We start from the raw sequence: 22,707 nt of genomic DNA, 5'->3' as shown, positions 1-22,707 counted from the left end.
ACTAAAAATGAATACTAAAGTCATTAAAGTAAGATAAGTAGTATTTATATAGAAATGAAAAAAATGTTTTTTATATTGTAACAATAAATGAAAAATATTTGTAGAAAAAGTGTTGTATTTATGTGAATATGTGTTATAATAATATTGTAAACGATATCTATTATATATTTTTCAATTATGGTGAAACAAAAAAAGAGATTATGAGGTAAAAAAAGAGCTATTGGCTCTTTTTTTATTTCTTTATGATAATTAATAAGATTTTAATTGTAAATAAAAACCATATTGAGTTTTTAAAAAATATATACAGTGCATTATTCGCCTAATTTCGATAAAAGACTTTTTTTATATGAAAATTTAAAGAATGTATATGTTGTAAAAAATAAAGGAAGAAGTTTTATTGTCAATAAAAAAAATATAAATCTTGAAAAAGAGGACATGCTTTGACAATTTATTGATACATTATGTGATACTATAGGTTTGTAAACAAGGAATTACTATCTTGAGGGAGTTGAAAGGGTTATGAATTTGGTTGAGGAATATACATCAATTAATAGTGATGCTGATGTAGAGTATAGATATGCATATAGGCTTATAAAAAAGGATTATAAGGGGATAACTGCATATGGAATTGAAGTTGAAAGAAAAGATTATATTGGTTTAAAAAATGTAAATTTAGAGAGAGAAAAGATAGATATAATATCAATTCATAGATACAAAGTAAAACAATTACTTATGAAATTGTTTAATAATCAGGTATCACCACTTCACTTAATTGATATTATAGGGACGTATGTGGATGAGCATGCTTATGAGTTTGATATTGGTATGGGAGAGAAAGTTATAAATTAATATTAAGGTATAGAAATAATTAAATATTTACGCTAGTATATGGTAAGAGATTACTAAGAAAGGCGATAAATCATGATTATTGGAATTGGAACAGATATAATAGAGATAAGTAGAATAGAGCGTGCGATACAAAGAACAAATACTTTTATTGAAAGATCATTTACTTGTAATGAGATTGCATATTTCAAATTAAAAGGATTTAAGGGGAATGTAGTAGCAGGAAATTTTGCTGCTAAGGAAGCGATTAGTAAAGCAATAGGAACTGGATTTAGAGGATTTGGATTAAAAGATATTGAAATATTGAGAAATGAGTTGGGAAAGCCAATAGTGAATTTAAGTGATAAAATATATAACCTATTGGAGATAAAAGAATTTAATATGCATGTTAGTATTTCACATAGTAATGAAAATGCTATAGCTTATGCAGTTATGGAGGCAATATAATGTTAGAAATTTTTTCGGCTAAACAATGTAGAGAAATTGATAGAGAATGCATTGATTATATTGGAATTCCTAGTATCGTATTGATGGAAAATGCTGCGATAAGTTTATTTGGGGAGATTTCAGATAAAGGTGAATCGTTTTTAATATTATGTGGAAAAGGTAATAATGGGGGGGACGCCCTTGCATTAGCTAGACATTTGATATTAGATGGGAAAAAGGTAAGGGTTTATATTCTAAGTAAAGACGAAAATTACAGTCAAGATTTTAAAATTAACTTTGGGATATTAGAAAAAATAATTGAAAAGAGTGACATATTATTTATAAAGTCAGAGAACGATATAGATGAAAACGTAATACGTGATATTAAAGACTATGACCTATTAATAGATGGGATTTTTGGTGTCGGCCTTAACAAAGATTTAGTGGGAATGTTTAAAAGTATTATAGAATGTATAAATTTATATGCAAAATTTGTGGTGGCGATTGATACGCCATCGGGTTTAGACTGTGACTTAGGTATTGAGAGAGGAATCGCGGTTCATGCTAATATAACTTATACATTTGAGTTCATCAAACAGGGCTTTTTAGATTATAAAGCTATTGATTGTGTCGGAAAAATTAAAATATTAAAAATAGGTATTCCAGAGTATATAAAAAAGAAAAACTCTAATAATTTTTATATGCTAGAAAAAAAGGAATATAATAAGATGCTTTTAAAAAGGCAGGTTTATGGTCATAAGGGAGATTACGGTAGAGCAGTAGTTGTAGCTGGAAGAATCGGATTTACTGGAGCCGCCTTTATAACTACGGAATGTACGGTTAGAGCGGGTGCGGGATTGACTACACTAGCATGCAGCAGTGAGGTGCAAAAGATACTATCAAGCAGATTAACAGAAGCTATGACATTAGACTATGAAGATAATGATAACTTTATAGAACTTATAAAAAGAGCAAGTTCTATTGCCTTTGGTCCTGGAATTGGGGTTGGAGAAAGAGAAAAAAGCTTGTTGGAAAAGATAATAAGTAACAGTAAATGTCCTATTGTGATTGATGCGGACGGGATATCTATTATAGGGGAAAATAAGTACTTGCTAAATAATTTAAAGGGTAGGGCAATTATTACTCCACATCCAGGTGAAATGGCACGGTTTCTAGGAATGAGTATTGAAGATGTGGAGGCTAATAGAGTCAGCATAGCAAAATCAGTTGCTATGCAGTATGGAATAATTGTTTTATTAAAAGGGTATAATACCGTGATTTCGAACGGAAAAGAAGTTTATATAAATCCTACTGGCAACAGTAAGATGGCATCAGGAGGCATGGGAGATGCATTGACCGGAATAGTAAATGCATTTCTGTCACAAGGAGCTAGCATAAATCAGGCTGCTCTTTTAAGTGCATATATTCATGGGAATATAGCTGATAAATTAAGCAAACAAGTTTACATAGTAAATGCAAGAGATATTATAACCGAATTACCTAAAGAAATTAACAGTATTATTGATTAATTAAGAATAAAGTCACTAAGATTTTCATAAATAGTAATATGTAGTAATAAATCTTAGGAGGCCTTATGGATTTTAGAAAAGTATTGTTCAATAAAAAAATAATTATAGGTATTTTGGTGCTTATTCCAATACTTATGATTTTGTTAGTTATTTTATGTAGAGACGTAATTACCCCTTCAAATGAAGATATAATTAGTGAACTGAAAGACACAAAGTATTATAGTAGTAAAGTTGATTATCTGTTTAAGAATTCTAAGTCTGAATTCGAGGAAAATACAATGCAATACTATAGTTTTGATAAGGGGTCAAGAATAGAATTCGGAAATGACTATAACAGAGTTAAGGTTTATAACGGTTCAGAGATAAAAGTTGAGGGTGACGAAGATAAAGCGGGATATACACTTGATAAGGATATAGACGTAATTTATCCTTTGGCATTCATAGAAAATATACTATCTAATAAGCAAGCTGATGAAATAAAAGAGGTTAAAGCAGATTGGGGACCAGGAGTATATTTACAAATAGATATAGAATTTAACAGCAAGAATAAGCATTTAAATAAAGCTGAATTCTATGTAGATAAGGATAAGAAGGTTCCAGTATTATTAAAGATTTTAGATGATGATAATAAAGAGAGAGTAATAGTAAAGTATAGTGATTTTAAAAAAGAAAAAACATTAAGTGATGATTTATTTTGATTTGAATAAATTTATTAATTAGAAATCAAGCCAACATTAATATTAAAAAACGATATACTAAATCTAAATATAAATTAAAGTACATATTAGAAATTTTGTAGAGAAAACATTTAATAAGAATTATCTAGAGAATGGTAAAGAAGTAATACAAATCCTTTGACAAATTGACATAATTTGCAATATAATCATAGTTATAAGAACTTTTTACTGCTATGGAGGCGAAAAGATGTCAATAATTAATCTAAATAACATGAAAAATAAAAAAATAGTTAACTCAGGGAATAATAAAATTAAAAAAAATAGTGGAATTATGGAGAAATCGTTAATACAATATATTAACGAGGGATTTTCAGCTGATTTTGAAAAACTAATGAAAAATGGTTATCAAGAAATGGCTGAAATAAACTTGGAATATTCTAAATTAGGTTTTGAATATATGTTAGATGATGTTAATGAGTATGAGGCATGGATTTGCGGAGTGTGATTATTTAGAATGGCAAACATTGTGGTAAAAAGAGGGGAAATTTTCTATGCGGATTTAAGTCCAGTTATAGGATCCGAACAGGGCGGGATAAGACCTGTTATTATAATACAAAATGATATTGGAAATAGATATAGTCCTACTGTTATTGTAGCTGCAATAACATCTCAAATAAATAAGGCTAAGCTTCCTATTCATGTTGAAATTTCATCAGAAGAGTATGGATTAAATAGAGATTCTGTTGTCTTATTGGAGCAGATAAGAACATTAGATAAGAGAAGACTTAAAGAAAAAATTGGACATATGACTGAAGCAGACATGAAAAAGGTTGATAAAGCATTAGCGGTTAGCTTGAATTTAAGCTAAAGAGAAAACAAAAGGGTTTTATATCTATTAATATTAGGAGTGGTATAGATGATTTTTTTATTTGTACTACTCTTTTTGTGCGTGAGAATACTCTATATTATATGAATATGCTTAAAAGTATATCACATTAATGAATGAGGTATACAAAATATATTTTGTATGCTAGAATAAATATGTTAAAATAAAACATAATATAAATGAGTAAATTAATAATAGGGGGTTGTATAATGAATAATGAATACAAACTTGAAGAAATCTCAAAGTTAATGAGAAAAGATATAGTTTCTATGCTTACAGAATCATCATCAGGTCATCCAGGAGGTTCTTTGTCAATAGCTGATATTATGTCTGTATTATTCTTTAAAGAAATGAACATAGATGTATCTAACGCAAAAGATCCAAATAGAGACAGATTTATTTTATCAAAAGGCCATGCGGCACCAGCGTTATATAGTGCTTTAGCTAGAAAGGGATATTTTGAAGTAGAAGAGTTAAAGAGCCTAAGAAAAACAGGTTCAAGATTACAAGGACATCCTAATATGAATGATTTACCAGGAATTGATATGTCTACGGGCTCGCTAGGACAAGGAATTTCTGCGGCAGTTGGAATGGCATTAGCAGGAAAGCTTGATAAGAAGGATTATAGAGTATACGCAATTTTAGGAGACGGAGAGCTTGAAGAAGGCCAAGTTTGGGAAGCATCAATGTCTGCAGCTCATTACAAATTAGATAATTTAACTGCATTTATAGATAATAATGGACTACAAATAGATGGAAACATAGAAGATGTTATGAATCCTGGTCCTATAGATAAAAAATTTGAAGCTTTTGGATGGAACGTTTTGACTATAAATGGTCATGATTATGATGAAATCATAAATGCTATCGCAAAAGCAAAGGAAGTTAAAGGAAAACCAACTGCAATTATATGCAACACAGTAAAAGGTAAGGGTGTTTCATTTATGGAAAATCAAGCAGGATGGCATGGAACTGCTCCAAATAAAGAACAATGTGAGCAAGCATTAAAGGAAATTGGAGGGGAAAACTAATGGGAAATAAAGTAGCAACTAGAGAAGCTTATGGTAAAGCGTTAGTAAAACTTTCAAATTTAAATAAAGATGTTGTAGTACTAGATGCTGATTTATCAAAATCAACTAAAACAGCTGATTTTAAAGCTGTTTCACCAGAAAGATTTATAAATATGGGAATAGCAGAATCAAACATGATGGGAGTTGCAGCAGGGCTTTCAACTTGTGGGAAAATTCCGTTTGCTAGTACTTTCGCAATGTTTGCAGCGGGAAGAGCTTTTGAACAGATAAGAAATTCTATATGTTATCCAAAGTTGAATGTTAAAATTTGTGCAACCCATGCAGGATTAACAGTTGGAGAAGATGGAGCGACTCATCAATCTATCGAAGATATATCTCTAATGAGAAGTATTCCCAATATGACTGTAATTAATCCGGCAGATGATATAGAAACTGAAGCAGCAATATTAGCCATAGCAGAATACAATGGACCTTGCTATGTTAGATTAGGAAGGTTAGCTGTTAGTACTGTAAATAACATAGATAATTATAAGTTTGAAATTGGAAAAGGTGTGACATTAGCACAAGGTAACGATGTTACTATAGTTGCAACAGGACTAATGGTTGAATTAGCGTTAGAAGCTAAAAAAGAGTTGGCTAAAGATGGAATTGATGCTAGAATAATAAATATACATACAATAAAACCAATTGATAAAGAACTATTAGCTACTGCAGCGAGAGAAACAGGAGCAATAGTTACAGCAGAAGAACATAGTATAATTGGTGGTTTAGGTTCAGCAGTCGCTGAAGTTTTAACAGAAGAATGTCCAGTACCAGTATTAAAAGTTGGGATAAAAGATACTTTTGGTGAAAGTGGTAAGCCAAACGAACTATTAAAAGCGTATGGATTAACAGTAGAAGCCATAGTAGAGCATAGTAAGAAAGCTATTTCATTAAAGAAATAATCAACTCAGAATAATAGAATATAACATACCGAAAATGCAAGATACAAAGCTTATGAAATAGCTGAGGATCTTGCATTTTCTATTTTTGAATAATCAAAAATAAACAAGGAAAACTATGAGAGAAATTCTAATATAAATAAAAATTAAAAGGGGAAGATGACAATGAAAAAATCAAAATTTAGAGAATATTTAATAATAACATTTGGGATAATTCTGGTTGCGCTTTCTATTGAGTACTTTTACGCTCCAAACAATATTGCAGCAGGTGGAGTAACAGGAATAGCAATAATTATTAATGCGGTCATACCATCTTTTTCAATAGGTGTAGTGAGCTTTATTTTAAATGGATTGTTATTTATAGTTGCACTTATATTCATTGATGGAAAATTTGGTGTGAAGACGATTTATGCTAGTTTAGGATTATCAGTTATAATATGGGCAATTGAGAGGTTCTTAAAGCCAGTGGCAATCACAAATGACTTAATGATGGCAACTATTTTTGGAACATTAATTTCAGCATTCGGAATGGCTATCATATTTAATGAAAATGCATCAACAGGAGGAACAGATATATTAGCAAAAATGTTAAATATATTTTTTCATTTAGATATAGGAAAATCTTTATTGGTAGTAGATTTTGTAATAACCTTAGCAAGTGCGTTTGTATTTGGAGTGGATGTTGCGTTGTATTCTATGCTAAGTATAATACTACTTGGTTTAATAGTTGATAGAGTTATAGAAGGATTTAATGCTTGTAAAAGTATATTTATTATTAGTAAAAGTAATTATGAGATAAGTAGATATATAATAGATACATTAGATAGAGGCTGTACATTTATAAATGGAGTAGGGGCATTTACAGAGAAGGAAACTAATATACTTTATGCCGTTTTAAGTAGGAATCAATTCATAAAATTGAAGAAGTTTATAAAAGATGTAGATCCTGATGCATTTATAACAGTGGGGGAAGTTCATGAAGTATTAGGTGAAGGATTTAATGATATAAAACAACATTAATTACCAACAAATGGCTCCAAATTTAATAAAATTGTATAACATTAGAAAGTATTCTTATGTTATAATTAATTTTGTAGGTTTTGCAATTAATTTGCGGAATATACAATAAAGAAGGAGTGTTTGAGTATGATCGAGTTTAGAGGAGTATCTAAAATTTACAATAATAATGTAAAAGCCTTGTCAGATATTAATGTTGAGATAGAAGCAGGAGAATTTGTATTTTTAGTAGGCCCAAGTGGATCTGGGAAATCTACTTTTATAAAAATGCTTTTGAAGGAAATTGAACCAACCAACGGAAAAATATTAATAGGAGATAAAGATTTATCATCTATTACTAGGCAGCAAATACCTTATTACAGAAGAAAGATAGGAATGGTATTCCAAGATTTTAGATTGATACCAACTCTTAACGTATATGAAAATGTTGCATTTGCTATGAGAGTAGTAGAAGCATCTCAAAAAGATATAAGAAGAAGAGTTCCAATGGTATTATCGTTAGTTGGATTATCTCATAAATATAAAATGTTTCCTAATGAATTATCGGGAGGAGAACAGCAGAGAGTTTCTTTAGCACGGGCACTAGTTAATAATCCATCTGTTTTGATTGCTGATGAACCTACTGGTAACTTAGATCCAGATACAGCTAGAGAAATAATGTCATTACTTGAGGATATAAACAAGTCTGGAACTACAGTTCTTATGGCTACACACGCAAAGGAAATTGTTGACTATATGAAAAAAAGAGTTATAGCTATTGAAAAAGGAGAAATCGTTAGAGACGAGAAAAGAGGTAAGTACGAAGATGAAAATTAATACTATTGCACATTTTATTAAGGATGCATTTACAAGCTTAAAAAGAAATAAGACTATTAGTATTGCTTCAGTAATTACTGTTCTTATAACTTTCTTTGTTTTGGGAATATTCGTATTAGTTGCTAATAATATAAACAAAGGAATAAATACTGTTCAGAATAAAGTAGAACTAAAGATATTTCTTAAGGATGATATAAAACTTATTGACCAAAGGGAGATAGAAATAAAATTACGAGAAATTGAAGGCGTTAAAGATGTAATTTACCAATCAAAAGAAGAAGAGTATAAGAATTTTCAAAGTACTACGAATGAAAATGAAGGATTACTAAAAGGATATACATTGCAAAATAATCCTTTTTCAGCATCATTTACAGTAAAATTAGAATCTCCAGAATATGCGTCAGCCGTAAGTGAAGGAATAAAAGACTTCGAAGGTGTTGAGACTATAGGTGATCAACAAGAATTAGTAGACAAGATTGTAGGGATAGTAAATGGTGTAAAAGTAGTTGGTTTTGGGTTATTTATAATATTAGTAGGTGTTTCAATATTCTTAATAATGAATACTACAAAACTAACTGTATATTCAAGAAGAAGAGAAGTTGGAATTATGAAATTTGTAGGGGCTACTGATTGGTTCATTAGATGGCCATTTGTAATAGAGGGAATGGTAATAGGGTTTATTGGAGCAACATTAGCATGTGGAGCTTTATTTGCAGCATATAATGGACTAGTTAGGTGGATTGCTTCGCAATTGGTATTTGTAAGCCTTGTACCAGCAACGTTTATATTCTCAACTCTATTATGGCAATTTATGCTTGGTGGTATTATAGTTGGTGGAATTGCTAGTATAATTTCATTAAGGAAATTTTTAGTGGTATAATTTTTGCAAATAAGTGTAAATATAATAAAAATAGGAATAAAGAAAAATAGTATTTTATACTATGAAATCTTGAGAAAAACTTTACAATATAATCCACTTTAATCTATAAAGATATATATTGGGATTATATGTATGATGCATATGAAAGGGAGTCTTTATAGGTGAAGGAATCAAGAAAATACATATTTGCAAATAGAAGGCAAAATAGAAAAATAATTTTAATACCAACAGTAATCTTTATAGTATTTCTTATATGTGTATCCTTTTTAGGAGGAAATTATATTGCTACTAAAGGGATATTTCTAGTAAGAACATCGCCAGAAGTCAAGAGTACAGCTTCTCAGATAAATGATAAGAGTAAATATTCAGCACTTTTTACAGTTAGAGATAAATTAATTGAAAAGTTTGATGGTGAAATTGATGACAATGCTCTTTTAGAAGGAGCGATCAAGGGAATGACTAATTCCTTAAATGATCAATATACTGTATTTATGAATCAAAGCGAATTTGATGATTTAATGAAACAAAGTAGTGGAAGTATGACAGGAATAGGTGTTACTGTAACGTTAAAAGATAAACAGGTAACAATTTTAGATACTGTTAAAGGAGCACCTGCTGATAGGGCTGGACTACAGGAAAATGATATAATAGAGAAGATAAATGATATCGATGTGTCTGGTGACGATTTAAAAAAAGCAACGTCTATGATTGCAGAGGCAAATAATTCAGAGTTAAAACTGACTATTAAGAGAGCAGATACTAATGAATTTGATGTTAATGTAACACCTGAAAAAGTAAAGATTGAATCAGTAAAAGGGAATATGCTAGATTCTTCAATAGGGTATATTCGTATAAAAACTTTCATGAATGAAAATACGGCAGAAGATTTCAAAAACACAATTGATGAATTGAAATCTCAAGGGATGAAAGGCTTGATAGTAGATCTGAGAGAAAATCCTGGTGGGCTATTAACAGAAGCAGTAGGCGTTGCATCACAGTTTATTCCGAAAGGAAAGATAATAACTTACACAATTGATAAATATGAAAACAGAAATGATTCATTATCAATTGGTGGAGATGCTGAAGGCATGCCATTGGTTTTACTAGTTAATGAAAATAGCGCTAGTGCATCAGAAGTTGTTACAGGTGCTTTAAGAGATTATGGCGCAGCAACAATTGTTGGAAAAACTACTTTTGGGAAAGGTATAGTTCAGCAAACAGTTAAATTTGATGATAATATTGGTGGACTTAAAGTAACTATTTCTAAATATTATACTCCAAATGGAGAGAATATTCATAAAAAAGGGATAGCCCCAGATTTTGATGTTACAACACCTGTTGGTATTGATGAAAAGAGCTATGATAAAAATGCTGATGAGCAGCTAAAGACAGCGGTTGAAAAAATAGGAGAAAAGATTAAATAGGGAGGGATTAAATGGGTTTATTTATATATACGCTACGGAGCGTATCAGGTGCTATAGTAACCCCTCCATTAGTATTCTTATTAATACTCTTAATAATGGTACTACATTCAAAGAACAAAAAAGTAGTAACTATGCAAAAAATAATTTTAGGAGGTAGTGTAAATTCATCTATTGAACTTACACTATCTCAACTTGTTTTAGGAATTATAGGTGGAATTATAGGAAGCATAATACTTACAAGTTTAGGTGTAGTTTTTAGTGAAAATTCTGGAATATCGTATTTGTTTGTTATATCAATATTATTAATGCTTATAAGACCAAGGTTAATATGCTTTTCTTATTCGGGAGCAATTCTAGGTGGTATAGTAATTATAATTAAATTGATTAATATATTCATTCCTTATAGTTTAGGAGTTTTTGATCTAAATATATTTTATTTAGCAATTCTTATAGGAGTATTCCATGTTATTGAAGGGATATTAGTAATTGTCGATGGAGATAGAGGAGCTGTACCTGTATTTACAAATAGAGATAATAAAATTTTAGGTGGATATGCATTAAAAAGATATTGGGCATTGCCAATAGCAATAATTATTGCTATGAATGGGAATAATTCGATGTTGAGTTATATGACAGAATCTATATCTAATCCAGATTGGTGGCCATTAATTAAACTACCATATGGACTCGCATTAATAGCTGGAAGTATTATTTCTATAGTTCCTTTTTATATGGTATTAGGTTATTCATCAATTACATTTACAAAAAGTAAAAGAGAAAAAGCTATATCTTCAGGAGTACACATACTAGCTTATGGAATTCTTCTGACAATTTCGGCTCAGATTGCTAGGTTTGGAATTATTGGTGAAGTATTTGTTGTGATTTTTATGCCAGCAGCTCATGAGTTAATGCTTAAGCTTCAGGCAGATCGAGAGAAAAAGCAAGTGGCTAAATTTGTTAGCGATGAAGAAGGTCTGGTAGTTTTAGAAATGTCAGCAGATTCTAGGATGCGGGAATTTGGAGTTGATATTCAAAGTAAAATTTTATCAGTGAATGGTAAAAAGATTAATTCCGAAGCGGAAGTGTATTCTATTTTAAAGAAAAACTTATATAATGCAGTTTTAAAGATAAAGGATTCTCATGGAATGGTAAAAGATATTCAATTTAGGCATAATAAAAATACTAGGCTTGGAATTTTAGTAGTACCTAGAAATGTAAGCAAGGAAGATATTGTGCCAGTCGATGGAGGAAATTTTAAAAATGTTTTGAATTCATTAAAGGGGTCTGAAAATAAAGTTGAATATAAAATAGAAAAAGAGAATGATGGAAAACATGATAAGGATGTTAAGAATAAAGATAATAAAATGTAATTAGAAGGTGGCTTGGCCACTTTTTTCTTTAGCTAATAATAATATTTTTATTTGAGCGATATTTAAGATGAATTTTATCTTTTTTAATAAATAATTTTAATTACAACTGATTTAAATAAAGTAAACATCTAATAATTATAATATTTTAGATATATGGAGAGTATTAAAGGCATGAGTAAGCATTTAAAATAAATAGGATAATTTATTGACTTAATACTTAAGGAAAAGTAAAATAGACATATAATACGAATGTCTGTTCGGATTGGAGGTAATATAATGGGAGAATTTAAAATACAATCGAGATTTAAACCTACAGGGGATCAACCACAAGCAATTGATAAATTAGTCAATTCCATAAAAAGCAATAATAGAGCTCAAACTTTGCTTGGAGTAACAGGCTCAGGAAAAACATTTACTATGGCAAATGTTATAGAAAAATTACAAAGACCTACTATAATATTAGCTCATAATAAAACTTTAGCAGCGCAATTATGTTCGGAATTTAAGGAGTTCTTTCCTGATAATATAGTAGAATACTTTGTATCTTATTATGACTATTATCAACCAGAAGCATATGTGCCTCAAACAGATACATTTATAGAAAAAGATGCATCAATTAATGATGAAATAGATAAATTAAGGCATTCAGCTACTTCAGCTCTTTTTGAAAGGAGAGATGTAATAATTGTCGCATCTGTTTCCTGCATATACGGGCTAGGTAATCCAGATGAATATAAAAAGTTGACTATAAGTCTTAGAACTGGAATGGAAAAAGAGAGAGATGAGGTTATAAAGAAACTCATAGAAATTCAATATGAAAGAAATGATATAGATTTTTCAAGAGGAACTTTTAGAGTTAGAGGAGATTCTTTGGATATAATTCCCGCTTCGTATTCAAATAAAGGGATTAGAATTGAATTTTTTGGAGATGAAATTGATAGAATAAGAGAATTTGATGTATTAACAGGAAGTATCCTAGGAGAAAGAAATCATGTAGCCATAACTCCAGCATCCCACTTTGCAACATCTAGAGAGACTGTTGATAAAGCAATTGGCATAATTGAAGGAGAATTAGAGGAGAGGCTTAGAGAACTTAATGCTCAGGATAAACTTTTAGAAGCTCAAAGATTAAGGCAAAGAACTAACTTTGATATTGAGATGATAAAGGAAATGGGATATTGTAGTGGGATTGAGAATTATTCTAGAATATTAGATGGTAGAGCTTCAGGAACACCGCCTAAAACATTAATAGATTATTTTCCAGAAGATTTTCTTATGTTTATAGATGAGAGCCACGTAACATTACCTCAGGTCAGAGCAATGTATGCAGGAGATAGATCGAGAAAAAATACATTGGTAGACTATGGGTTTAGATTACCTTGTGCATATGATAATAGACCGCTAAAATTTGAGGAATTTGAAAAGAAAATTAATCAAGTAGTGTTTGTAAGTGCTACTCCATCGGCTTATGAAATAGATAATTCTGAAGAAATCGCTGAACAAATCATAAGACCTACAGGATTGTTAGATCCAGAAATCATTATAAGGCCTATTAAAGGACAAATTGATGATTTATATGGAGAGATTAATAAAACGATAGAGTGTGGATTTAGAATATTAATAACTACATTAACCAAGCGTATGGCAGAAGATTTAACTAAATATTTAATAGAGCTTGGTGTTAAAACAACTTATATGCATTCAGATATTGATACGATAGAAAGAATGAAAATAATAAGAGATTTGAGGCTTGGTGAGTACGATGTACTTGTAGGAATAAATCTTTTAAGAGAAGGATTAGATATACCAGAGGTAGCTTTAGTTGCAATTTTAGACGCTGATAAAGAAGGATTTTTAAGATCAGAAACATCATTAATACAAACAATAGGAAGAGCGGCTAGAAATTCAGAAAGCAAGGTTATAATGTATGCTGACAATATAACAAAGTCTATGGATAAAGCAATGAAGGAAACGGAAAGAAGAAGAGCTATACAAAAAGATTATAATGAAAGACATGGAATGGTACCAACAACAATAATTAAAGATGTAAGAGATATTATAGAAGCAACAAAGGTTTCAGAAGAAGTCGAAGAATATAAAGCTGCGGATAAGAAAAAACTTACTAAGAAAGAAAAAGATAAGTTAATTAAAGATCTTACAGAAGAAATGCTTTTAGCGGCAAAAAATCTTCAATTCGAAAGAGCAGCTGAGCTTAGAGATATTATTAATGAAATTAAAGATGGAAAGTAATGGGTAATAATCAATATATGATATATTGCATAAAACTATGAATTATGTATTGTCCATTAAGTAGGAGGTTAGTTTAATGAACGATAAGATAGTAATAAAAGGTGCGAAAGTTAATAATTTAAAGAATGTAAGTTTAGAAATACCGAGAGATAAATTAGTTGTACTTACAGGATTATCAGGCTCAGGTAAGTCATCATTGGCCTTTGATACATTATATGCTGAAGGGCAAAGAAGATATGTGGAATCTTTGTCTTCTTATGCACGGCAATTTTTAGGACAAATGGATAAACCGAATGTAGAATATATAGAAGGATTATCACCGGCAATATCAATAGATCAAAAGACTACAAGTAAAAATCCAAGATCAACAGTTGGAACAATAACTGAAATATATGATTATTTGAGATTATTATATGCAAGAGTAGGAATTCCTCACTGTCCAAAGTGCGGTAAAGAAATTACTAAACAATCTGTTGATCAGATTGTTGATAAAATTATGGGTTATGGAGATAGATCTAAACTTCAAGTATTATCACCTGTAGTTAAAGGGAGAAAAGGAACTCATGAAAAGATATTAGAACATATAAAGAAGAGCGGTTTTGTTAGAGCAAGGATTGATGGGGAAATCTATGACTTAACTGAAGAGGAAGTAAAGTTAGATAAAAATAAAAAGCATAATATTGAAGCTGTTATTGATAGAATTGTCATAAAGGAAGGGATTGAAGGTAGACTTACAGAATCTGTAGAAGCGTCTTTAAAGATGGGCGAAGGATTAGTTATAATTAGCGTTATTGGAGGAGAAGAAACTTTATTTAGCGAAAATTTTGCTTGCCCAGATTGTGGAATAAGTATTGATGAGCTATCGCCTAGATTATTTTCATTTAATGCTCCATATGGAAAGTGCGATCATTGTGATGGGCTTGGAAGTCTTATGGAGATAGACGAAAAGCTTGTTATACCTAATAGAGAGCTAAGTGTTATGGAAGGAGCTATAGCAAGCTGGGGAAGTGGAAGACTAAAAGAAGATTCTTGGACATATGCAATACTTCAAGCTCTAACTAAAGAGTATGGATTAGATTTAAGCAAGCCTATAAAAGATTTGGATAAAGAACATGTTGATTTATTGTTGTATGGAACAGGTGGAAAAAAACTTAAAATTGAATATGTGAAAGATGGAGTTAAAGCTATTTATAGTTATGCATTTGAAGGGGAAATTAATGCATTAAGCAGAAGGTATAGAGAGAGTAATTCAGATCTTATAAAGGGTGAAATAGAGCAATACATGAGCAATGATTCATGCCCAAAATGTAAAGGCGCTAGATTAAAAAAAGAAGTGCTAGCAGTTACTGTTGGTGGAAAAAATATATATGAATTTACAAGTATGTCAATAAAAGAAGAACTTGAGTTTATAAATGGAGTGGAATTTTCAGAAAAAAATAAACTTATAAGTGAGCAGATTATAAAAGAGATTAAAAATAGATTGCAGTTTTTATTAGATGTTGGTTTAGATTACTTAAGTTTATCAAGAAATTCTGGAACCTTATCAGGTGGGGAATCACAAAGAATAAGGCTTGCAACACAAATCGGTTCAGCACTTATGGGAGTTCTATATATATTAGATGAACCAAGTATTGGATTGCATCAAAGGGATAATGATAGGCTAATACATACTTTGAAAAATCTAAGAGATGTTGGAAATACAGTAGTAGTTGTAGAACACGATGAAGATACTATGAAGGAAGCAGATTATATTGTTGATATTGGACCGGGTGCAGGAGAGCACGGGGGAGAAGTAGTTGTTGCTGGAACACTTGATGAAGTTAAAGCATGTAAAAAATCAATAACAGGTCAATATTTAACTGGAAGAAAATCAATTCAAATTCCGGTAGCGAGAAGGAAAGGTAATGGACAAAAAATAAAAATTGTAGGCGCTAAGGAAAATAATTTAAAAAATATAAATGTTTCAATTCCTCTTGGTACTTTAACTATGGTCACAGGAGTTTCTGGGTCCGGAAAAAGTACTCTGGTAAATGAAATACTTTATAAAGGGTTAAATAGATTAGTAAATAAGAGCAAAAATCCAGTAGGAAACCATAAAGAAATAGTTGGTTATGAGAATATTGATAAAATAATAGATATAAATCAAAGTCCGATTGGAAGAACACCTCGTTCTAATCCGGCAACTTATACAGGCACATTTGATATAATTAGAGAGTTATTTTCACAAACTACGGAAGCTAAAATGAGGGGTTATAAGCAAGGCAGATTTAGTTTTAATGTTAAAGGTGGAAGATGTGAAGCTTGTTCTGGAGATGGGATAATAAAAATAGAAATGCAATTTCTATCGGATGTTTATGTTCCATGTGAGGTGTGTAAAGGAAAGAGGTATAATAGAGAAACTTTAGAAGTAAAGTATAAAGGGAAAAATATAGATGATGTATTAAAAATGACAGTTGAAGAAGCGTTGAAGTTCTTTGAAAATATACCTAGAATTGAGAATAAGTTGAGGACATTAAATGATGTAGGACTTGGATATATTAGATTAGGCCAGCCTTCAACTCAATTATCAGGAGGAGAAGCTCAAAGAATTAAGTTAGCATATGAATTATCAAAGAGAAGCACAGGAAAAACTCTATATATATTGGATGAGCCAACAACAGGATTACACGTAGATGATGTTAGTAGATTAATAGAAATACTTCAAAGTTTAGTTGAAACAGGAAATACTGTAGTAGTAATTGAGCATAATTTAGATATGATAAAATGTGCAGATTATTTGATTGATTTAGGTCCAGAAGGCGGAGATAAGGGTGGAACCATTATAAAATGTGGAACGCCAGAAGAATTGTGTAAGGTTCAAGAATCTTATACAGGTAAATATTTGAAAGATGTGCTTAAATAAAACTTATGAATATTAATGAATAGGTACTCATATTTAGAACTATATAATATTAAAACCTATAATTGGTAGTTATAATGCTCAATTGGCAATATATATATATATATATATATATAATATAAAATTAAAAATAATAAAGTTTTTATGAAGAAATTATATTGAAAATTGACAATTGGGGCATTATAGGACAGAATATGATAAGTAGATATTAAAATAATATAGATGATATAATAATATATATTAATTAAGTGGCACTTTTGCATGCCATACTTACTTTTTTATTGTATAATCATTAATGAGGTAAATGTAAGTTATAACTTATAAATTTCTGAAAGTTATTTTACATATATAATGGATACAGGAATGAATATTGAGGTGAAAATATGAGTTTTTCGAGAATAATTGCTGGTTTTTTTGGAATTGTTTTTATTATTATACTGTATGTAATAATATACTATGCGCTAAAGATAATGTATAGGGATGTTAAAAACGGAGGGAAGAAAAGAAGGCCTACTGCAGCAAAAGGAAGTTATGGCTTAGAAATCATAGATTCTGGAAGTAGCAAAGATTTAAAAGATGGATCTATTATTCCTATCAGATCGGATTTAACAATAGGAAGAAAAGATGATAATTCTATTGTATTATGTGATCAACATGTTTCTGGAAGTCATGCGAGAATTATCATAAGGAATAGTAGCTTATTTATAGAAGATTTAAATAGCACAAATGGTACCTACTTAAACAAGAATAAGATAAGTGGCAAAGCAAAACTGTCTAATAAAGATGAGATAAGAATTGGTACGGCAATTTTTAAGATTTTAATTTAAAATATTCGAATAAAGAGGATATTAAAAGAATTTTTTATTGAAAAAATTAGGCTCAGCGGGGAAGTATTGTAAAGCTATATTTTCCGCTGGGCTTTACAAAAGTATTTTAGAAATCTAAATATCAAAGGAATAGCACGGTGGGGTGATATGGAGTGAAGATAAAAAGAGATGAAATAAAGCTATTACTGTTAACTTATTTGTTATGTATAGCGCTTTTTACAAATTTAGCAATATTGAAAGATGACATGGATAAAGGCGCTATATACATGGGGTTGATAGTATGTGGCTTAATAACTGCTACCCAAATATTAATACGGAAGTTTTATCCCCATGGGGATAAATTTTTGATTACATTTGCATGTATATTGTCAGTAATAGGTATAGCTGTACTATATAGATTGGATACTGATATTGCTATTAAACAGTTAATGTATTTTGCAGCTGGAATAGTTGTATTTATTGCTCTAGTAGTGATAATTCCAGATATAAGAGATTTTGTTAAGTACAAGAAGGTATATCTGATAGCAACTCTGCTTATAATGCCTCTAGCATTGTTCGCGCATCAAGAAGTTTATGGTGCAACTAACTGGATTAGAATTGGTGGATTTAGTATTCAACCATCAGAATTTGGTAAGATAACATTTGCCATATACTTAGCGGCAGCTTTACATGATTATGAAGACAAAAATAATATAATAGAAGATTTCAAACAACTTTGGCAACCTGCACTGGTTGTTGTATATTCATTAGGATGTTTGGTTGGGCAAAAGGATTTAGGATCTGCGTTAATATTTTTTGGTATTTCATTAACAATGTTGTATGTTGCAACTGGAAAGAAAAAGTATGTGGTAATAACATTTATATTATTTGTGTTGGGATCTATTTTTGCATATAAACTGTTTCCGCACGTACAGCAAAGAGTATTAATATGGAGGGATCCATGGAAGTATAAAGATACTACGGGATATCAGATAGTTCAAGGATTATATTCGATTTCTTCTGGTGGAATGTTTGGAAGTGGACTTGGCCAAGGATACCCAGGATTTATGCCAGTAAATACATCAGACTTAATTTTTGCAGTAATTTGTGAGGAATTGGGAATGGTATTTGGACTCGGAATTATGATAATATATTTCTTGTTTTTCTATAGAGGAATGAGGGCTTCATTTAGAATCAAAGATAGATTTTCACAACTTAATGCCATAGGCCTCAGTGCTATGATAGCATGTCAGGTTCTAGTTATAATAGGAGGAGTGTTTGCAGTAATACCTCTGACAGGGATTACATTGCCTCTTATTAGTGCTGGAGGTTCCTCAATAATAACTATGTTTTTTGCACTAGCAATACTTCAAAAGATATCGGAGGAGGGCTAAAAATTGAAAAATGTTTCTAATAGTATAAAACAGGTAATGGTAGTTTTTTTATTTTGCTTTGTAGCTCTTATCTCATATATTGCATATTTTCAAGTTTTTTCGGCTCCTACTATAGCTGAAAGTGAAGGTAATCAAAGGCTTTGGGCAAGAAGAAATGAAGTTTTGAGGGGAACCATATATGATAGAAATAAAAATCCGCTTACAACAAGTGCAAGGGTAGATGCGCTAACACAAAAAAGAACTTATGTTAACGGAGATTTATATGTTCACGCACTAGGATATGTAGATCCAAGATATGGATTGACAGGATTAGAGGCAAATTATGATAGTGAGTTAACCACATACAACAAGCTTACTAACAATATTTTAAATCTAACTAAAGATTTTAGCATAGATAAGTTAAAATCAATGTTTAAGAATAGAAAAGAAGATGAGGTCAAAGTTGGGAATGGTGTTATAACTACATTAGATCCAACACTTCAAAAAATAGCATATGATGCACTTGGAAGTAATAAGGGTGCAGTGGTAGCCTTAAATCCAAAAACAGGAGAAGTATTAGCTATGGTTTCTAAGCCAACGTACAATCCAAATGATTTGGAAGGCTCAATGAAAGCTTCTAATGAAGATAGTCCGTTTATAAATAGAGCAGTATCAGGAAAATACCCGCCAGGATCAACATTTAAAACAGTAACTCTTAGCAGCGCATTAGAAAATATGCCTGGGGTTACAAATAGAACTTTTAATGATACAGGTAAAATAGTATTTAACGATAAACAGTCATTGAGCAATGATAATGGAGAAGTTAATGGTGAAATAGATTTAAAGGATGCCTATAGATTATCAAGTAATTTTGTATTTGGTACATTGGCAATGGAGCTAGGAAATGATAAGTTAAAAGCTACTGCGGAGAAGTTTGGTTTTAATAATACAGTAGAATCTGATGGATTTAAAATAGATCAGAGTCAATTTCCAAAGTTATCTAAAGCGGAAATTGGTAGCATAGCTCAATCTGGAATTGGCCAAAGTAGTATTTTAGCTACGCCTATGGAGATGGCTTTGGTTGCAAGTACAGTGGCTGATGATGGTAAGATGATGGAGCCAAGACTCGTTAGCCAAGTGGTGGATAAGGACGGTAATGTAGTTAAGACAGTGGAACCAAAGGTGAATAAACAAGTTATAAGTTCAGCTAATGCTGCAATTATAAAAGACTATATGAAAAATTTAGTTGATTCAAGAATCGACTCTACTTGGAGTTATTTTCAAGGAACTGATGCAGCAGGTAAGACTGGTACAGCTGATTATAATCTTGCTAATGGAGAAAGCGCTAAACCTCATTCATGGTTTATTGGGCTTGCACCAGCGAGCAATCCTAAGATTGCAGTTGCTGTAATAGTTGAAAATGGAGGATACGGAGCGAGTGCGGCAGCACCGATAGCAGGAAAATTAATTAGGCAAGCGGTTATTGGAAATTAAAATTAAATATGGTAGATAAAAAGTGAATAGTTATTGGAGAACCGTTGAAATTTCTTAAAAGTACTGAATTGGAAATAATAAAAGGATTTTCCTTATAAACTCTTCACTTTTTTGTATTTGAATTTAAAGGAAGGAGTGTTGGAATGTTTGATTTTAAAGCCCAATTAAAAATTCTACCAAATGAACCAGGGGTTTATTTAATGAAAAACTCACTTGGAGAGATTATCTATGTGGGAAAAGCAAAAATATTGAAAAATAGAGTGCGCCAATACTTTCAAAATTCTAAAAATCATTCGGAAAAAGTAAAGGCAATGGTTAAAAATATTGCTGAGTTTGAATACATAGTGACAGATTCTGAAATGGAAGCTCTAATATTAGAATGCAATCTAATAAAAAAGTATAGCCCTAAATATAATATTTCACTAAAGGATGATAAATTTTATCCATTCATAAAAGTGACTACTAATGAGGATTTTCCTAGAGTTTTTATAACAAGAAATTATGCCAAGGATGGAAATAAGTATTTTGGGCCTTATCCAAATGCAGGAGATGTACATGAAACAATAAATTTGATTAGAAAAATTTTTCCATTAAGAACTTGTAAAAAATCTATTATAGAAGGCGAAAAGCCGACAAGAGCATGTTTAAATTATCATATAAAAAAATGTAATGCACCCTGTGAAGGGCGTATTTCTAAAACTGAATACAAAAAAATGATAGATGAAATAATGGAAGTTTTAAGTGGGAAGGATAGGAGCCTTCTAAATAAGTTAAAAGAAGAAATGCAAAGTGCATCAGGAAATTTAGAATTTGAGAAAGCTGCATCATTAAGAGATAAAATGATTGCTATAGAAAATATAGCAGAAAAACAAAAGGTGTTTAAATCTCAAGAGAATGATGAAGATTTTATTAATATCTATAAAGATGAGAAAGATTGCTGTATTCAAGTATTCTTTTTAAGGGATGGAAAAATAACTGGAAGAGAACATTTTATGATTGAAAATAGTTCCCATGAGGAAGATACAACAATAATTTCACAATTTATAATTTCATTTTATGGAGGAACACCAAAAGTTCCAAAGAATATATACATTCCGGAAAGTGATGAAATTGAAGCTTTGGAAGAATTTTTAAGTATAAAGCGTGGCTCAAGGGTCTTCGTTAAGGTGCCAATAAAAGGCGAGAAAAAAGAAATGTTGGAGCTAGTTAAAAATAATGCGAAAGTCACTTTAGATCAATTTAAGGATAAGATTTTGAGAGATAAAGAGATTAATATGATTTCGCTAAAGGAAATTCAAGAATTATTAGAACTTGATAGTATACCACTTAGAATTGAAGCTTACGATATATCCAACATACAAGGGGTAGATTCCGTTGGGTCAATGATTGTATTTGAGAATGGTAAAGCTAAGAATAGCGATTATAGAAGATTTCGTATAAAAACTGTAAAAAGTGCTAATGATTATGATAGTATGAGAGAAATTTTAGACCGAAGATTCACTCATGGATTAAAAGAGATCGAAGAGATTCAAAATAAAGAAATTAAATTTTCTAGTGGAAAGTTTTCGAATTTTCCAGATTTAATTATGATGGATGGTGGAAAAGGTCAGGTTAATATAGCTCTTGAAGTATTAGAGAAATTAGGAATAGATATACCTGTATGTGGATTGGTTAAAGATGATTATCATGCAACTAGAGGGATTATTTATAATAATAATGAATTAATAATAAATAGAAATTCTAATTTGATGCAAATGATAAGAAGAATTCAGGATGAAGTTCATAGATTCGCAATAACTTACCACAGAAGTTTAAGAGATAAGAGAACGCTTCATTCAATATTAGATGATATACCTAATATTGGGCAGAAGAGAAGAATGTCTCTTTTAATGAAATTTGGAAGTATCGATAATATTAAAAAAGCTACATTAGACGAACTTCTTGAGACAGAATCAATTGATACGAAAGCAGCTAATAGTGTATTAGAGTATTTTAGAAATACAAAATAAAAGAAATCAGGTTGGGGTATCTCAACCTAATTT

Annotated in this window: 19 protein-coding genes; all 19 read left to right on the top strand. The window is 30.6% G+C overall.

Going from position 1 to position 22,707, the window contains the following annotated elements:
- Positions 1–519 precede the first annotated feature (519 nt).
- The 19 genes from KEC93_RS24440 (at position 520) to uvrC (ending at position 22,674) form a co-directional block, all read left to right on the top strand.
- Entirely contained in the window at positions 520–849 is a 330-nt protein-coding gene (locus KEC93_RS24440; protein WP_017212238.1) for a DUF6514 family protein, read from the top strand.
- Positions 850–921: 72 nt separating this feature from the next.
- The gene (acpS, locus tag KEC93_RS24435) at positions 922–1,293 is read left to right on the top strand and encodes a holo-ACP synthase (RefSeq protein WP_012061026.1); all 372 of its coding nucleotides are present in this window, start codon (positions 922–924) and stop codon (positions 1,291–1,293) included.
- Positions 1,293–2,801, top strand: coding sequence for a bifunctional ADP-dependent NAD(P)H-hydrate dehydratase/NAD(P)H-hydrate epimerase (locus KEC93_RS24430; protein WP_017212236.1), 1,509 nt, complete (start codon positions 1,293–1,295; stop codon positions 2,799–2,801). Before acpS ends, KEC93_RS24430 begins: the two co-directional genes overlap by 1 nt.
- A 65-nt stretch (positions 2,802–2,866) precedes the next feature.
- Positions 2,867–3,499, top strand: coding sequence for a germination lipoprotein GerS-related protein (locus KEC93_RS24425; protein WP_023975322.1), 633 nt, complete (start codon positions 2,867–2,869; stop codon positions 3,497–3,499).
- A 226-nt stretch (positions 3,500–3,725) separates the two neighbouring features.
- Positions 3,726–3,983: a hypothetical protein gene (locus KEC93_RS24420; protein WP_012061023.1), complete on the top strand. Its 258-nt coding sequence runs from the start codon at positions 3,726–3,728 to the stop codon at positions 3,981–3,983.
- Positions 3,984–3,992: 9 nt separating this feature from the next.
- A complete protein-coding gene (locus KEC93_RS24415; RefSeq protein WP_009172938.1) occupies positions 3,993–4,346 on the top strand; it encodes a type II toxin-antitoxin system PemK/MazF family toxin in 354 nt (117 codons plus the stop codon).
- A gap of 227 nt (positions 4,347–4,573) precedes the next feature.
- Positions 4,574–5,395, top strand: coding sequence for a transketolase (locus KEC93_RS24410; RefSeq protein WP_077867691.1), 822 nt, complete (start codon positions 4,574–4,576; stop codon positions 5,393–5,395).
- Positions 5,395–6,339, top strand: coding sequence for a transketolase family protein (locus KEC93_RS24405; protein ID WP_012061021.1), 945 nt, complete (start codon positions 5,395–5,397; stop codon positions 6,337–6,339). The genes KEC93_RS24410 and KEC93_RS24405 overlap by 1 nt, the downstream gene beginning before the upstream one ends.
- A gap of 162 nt (positions 6,340–6,501) precedes the next feature.
- A complete protein-coding gene (locus tag KEC93_RS24400) occupies positions 6,502–7,356 on the top strand; it encodes a YitT family protein (protein ID WP_012061020.1) in 855 nt (284 codons plus the stop codon).
- A 126-nt stretch (positions 7,357–7,482) separates the two neighbouring features.
- Positions 7,483–8,169: a cell division ATP-binding protein FtsE gene (ftsE, locus tag KEC93_RS24395; protein WP_012061019.1), complete on the top strand. Its 687-nt coding sequence runs from the start codon at positions 7,483–7,485 to the stop codon at positions 8,167–8,169.
- Positions 8,159–9,049, top strand: a complete 891-nt coding sequence (ftsX, locus tag KEC93_RS24390; protein ID WP_012061018.1) for a permease-like cell division protein FtsX — start codon at positions 8,159–8,161, stop codon at positions 9,047–9,049. Before ftsE ends, ftsX begins: the two co-directional genes overlap by 11 nt.
- A 161-nt stretch (positions 9,050–9,210) precedes the next feature.
- Positions 9,211–10,473 (top strand): S41 family peptidase, encoded by a 1,263-nt coding sequence (locus KEC93_RS24385; protein ID WP_012061017.1) that lies wholly within the window; start codon positions 9,211–9,213, stop codon positions 10,471–10,473.
- Between the two features lie 11 nt (positions 10,474–10,484).
- Entirely contained in the window at positions 10,485–11,843 is a 1,359-nt protein-coding gene (locus KEC93_RS24380; RefSeq protein ID WP_039773072.1) for a hypothetical protein, read from the top strand.
- Positions 11,844–12,119: 276 nt separating this feature from the next.
- Positions 12,120–14,093, top strand: a complete 1,974-nt coding sequence (gene uvrB / locus KEC93_RS24375; protein ID WP_017212231.1) for an excinuclease ABC subunit UvrB — start codon at positions 12,120–12,122, stop codon at positions 14,091–14,093.
- A gap of 76 nt (positions 14,094–14,169) precedes the next feature.
- Positions 14,170–16,995, top strand: a complete 2,826-nt coding sequence (gene uvrA, locus KEC93_RS24370; protein ID WP_077867692.1) for an excinuclease ABC subunit UvrA — start codon at positions 14,170–14,172, stop codon at positions 16,993–16,995.
- 380 nt (positions 16,996–17,375) lie between these two features.
- Positions 17,376–17,819: an FHA domain-containing protein gene (locus KEC93_RS24365; RefSeq protein WP_012061013.1), complete on the top strand. Its 444-nt coding sequence runs from the start codon at positions 17,376–17,378 to the stop codon at positions 17,817–17,819.
- 152 nt (positions 17,820–17,971) lie between these two features.
- Positions 17,972–19,192 carry an FtsW/RodA/SpoVE family cell cycle protein gene (locus KEC93_RS24360; RefSeq protein ID WP_012061012.1) on the top strand — a complete coding sequence of 407 codons (1,221 nt, stop codon included), beginning with the start codon at positions 17,972–17,974 and terminating at the stop codon, positions 19,190–19,192.
- A gap of 3 nt (positions 19,193–19,195) precedes the next feature.
- The gene (locus tag KEC93_RS24355; protein ID WP_012061011.1) at positions 19,196–20,665 is read left to right on the top strand and encodes a peptidoglycan D,D-transpeptidase FtsI family protein; all 1,470 of its coding nucleotides are present in this window, start codon (positions 19,196–19,198) and stop codon (positions 20,663–20,665) included.
- A gap of 143 nt (positions 20,666–20,808) precedes the next feature.
- Positions 20,809–22,674: an excinuclease ABC subunit UvrC gene (gene uvrC / locus KEC93_RS24350; RefSeq protein ID WP_017212229.1), complete on the top strand. Its 1,866-nt coding sequence runs from the start codon at positions 20,809–20,811 to the stop codon at positions 22,672–22,674.
- Positions 22,675–22,707 lie beyond the last annotated feature (33 nt).

The sequence above is a fragment of the Clostridium beijerinckii genome, assembly GCF_018223745.1.
Taxonomy (GTDB): Bacteria; Bacillota; Clostridia; order Clostridiales; family Clostridiaceae; genus Clostridium; species Clostridium beijerinckii.
Note: the sequence above shows the minus strand (reverse complement) of the source record. Positions and strands in the feature narration are given on the sequence as shown.

Coding starts and splice junctions, on each gene's coding strand:
- KEC93_RS24430 (WP_017212236.1), top strand. CDS start 1,293: ATGTTAGAAATTTTTTCGGCTAAACAATGTAGAGAAATTGATAGAGAA.
- uvrB (WP_017212231.1), top strand. CDS start 12,120: ATGGGAGAATTTAAAATACAATCGAGATTTAAACCTACAGGGGATCAA.
- KEC93_RS24425 (WP_023975322.1), top strand. CDS start 2,867: ATGGATTTTAGAAAAGTATTGTTCAATAAAAAAATAATTATAGGTATT.
- ftsX (WP_012061018.1), top strand. CDS start 8,159: ATGAAAATTAATACTATTGCACATTTTATTAAGGATGCATTTACAAGC.
- KEC93_RS24405 (WP_012061021.1), top strand. CDS start 5,395: ATGGGAAATAAAGTAGCAACTAGAGAAGCTTATGGTAAAGCGTTAGTA.
- KEC93_RS24420 (WP_012061023.1), top strand. CDS start 3,726: ATGTCAATAATTAATCTAAATAACATGAAAAATAAAAAAATAGTTAAC.
- KEC93_RS24440 (WP_017212238.1), top strand. CDS start 520: ATGAATTTGGTTGAGGAATATACATCAATTAATAGTGATGCTGATGTA.
- uvrC (WP_017212229.1), top strand. CDS start 20,809: ATGTTTGATTTTAAAGCCCAATTAAAAATTCTACCAAATGAACCAGGG.
- KEC93_RS24400 (WP_012061020.1), top strand. CDS start 6,502: ATGAAAAAATCAAAATTTAGAGAATATTTAATAATAACATTTGGGATA.
- KEC93_RS24365 (WP_012061013.1), top strand. CDS start 17,376: ATGAGTTTTTCGAGAATAATTGCTGGTTTTTTTGGAATTGTTTTTATT.
- ftsE (WP_012061019.1), top strand. CDS start 7,483: ATGATCGAGTTTAGAGGAGTATCTAAAATTTACAATAATAATGTAAAA.
- KEC93_RS24415 (WP_009172938.1), top strand. CDS start 3,993: ATGGCAAACATTGTGGTAAAAAGAGGGGAAATTTTCTATGCGGATTTA.
- KEC93_RS24380 (WP_039773072.1), top strand. CDS start 10,485: ATGGGTTTATTTATATATACGCTACGGAGCGTATCAGGTGCTATAGTA.
- uvrA (WP_077867692.1), top strand. CDS start 14,170: ATGAACGATAAGATAGTAATAAAAGGTGCGAAAGTTAATAATTTAAAG.
- KEC93_RS24410 (WP_077867691.1), top strand. CDS start 4,574: ATGAATAATGAATACAAACTTGAAGAAATCTCAAAGTTAATGAGAAAA.
- acpS (WP_012061026.1), top strand. CDS start 922: ATGATTATTGGAATTGGAACAGATATAATAGAGATAAGTAGAATAGAG.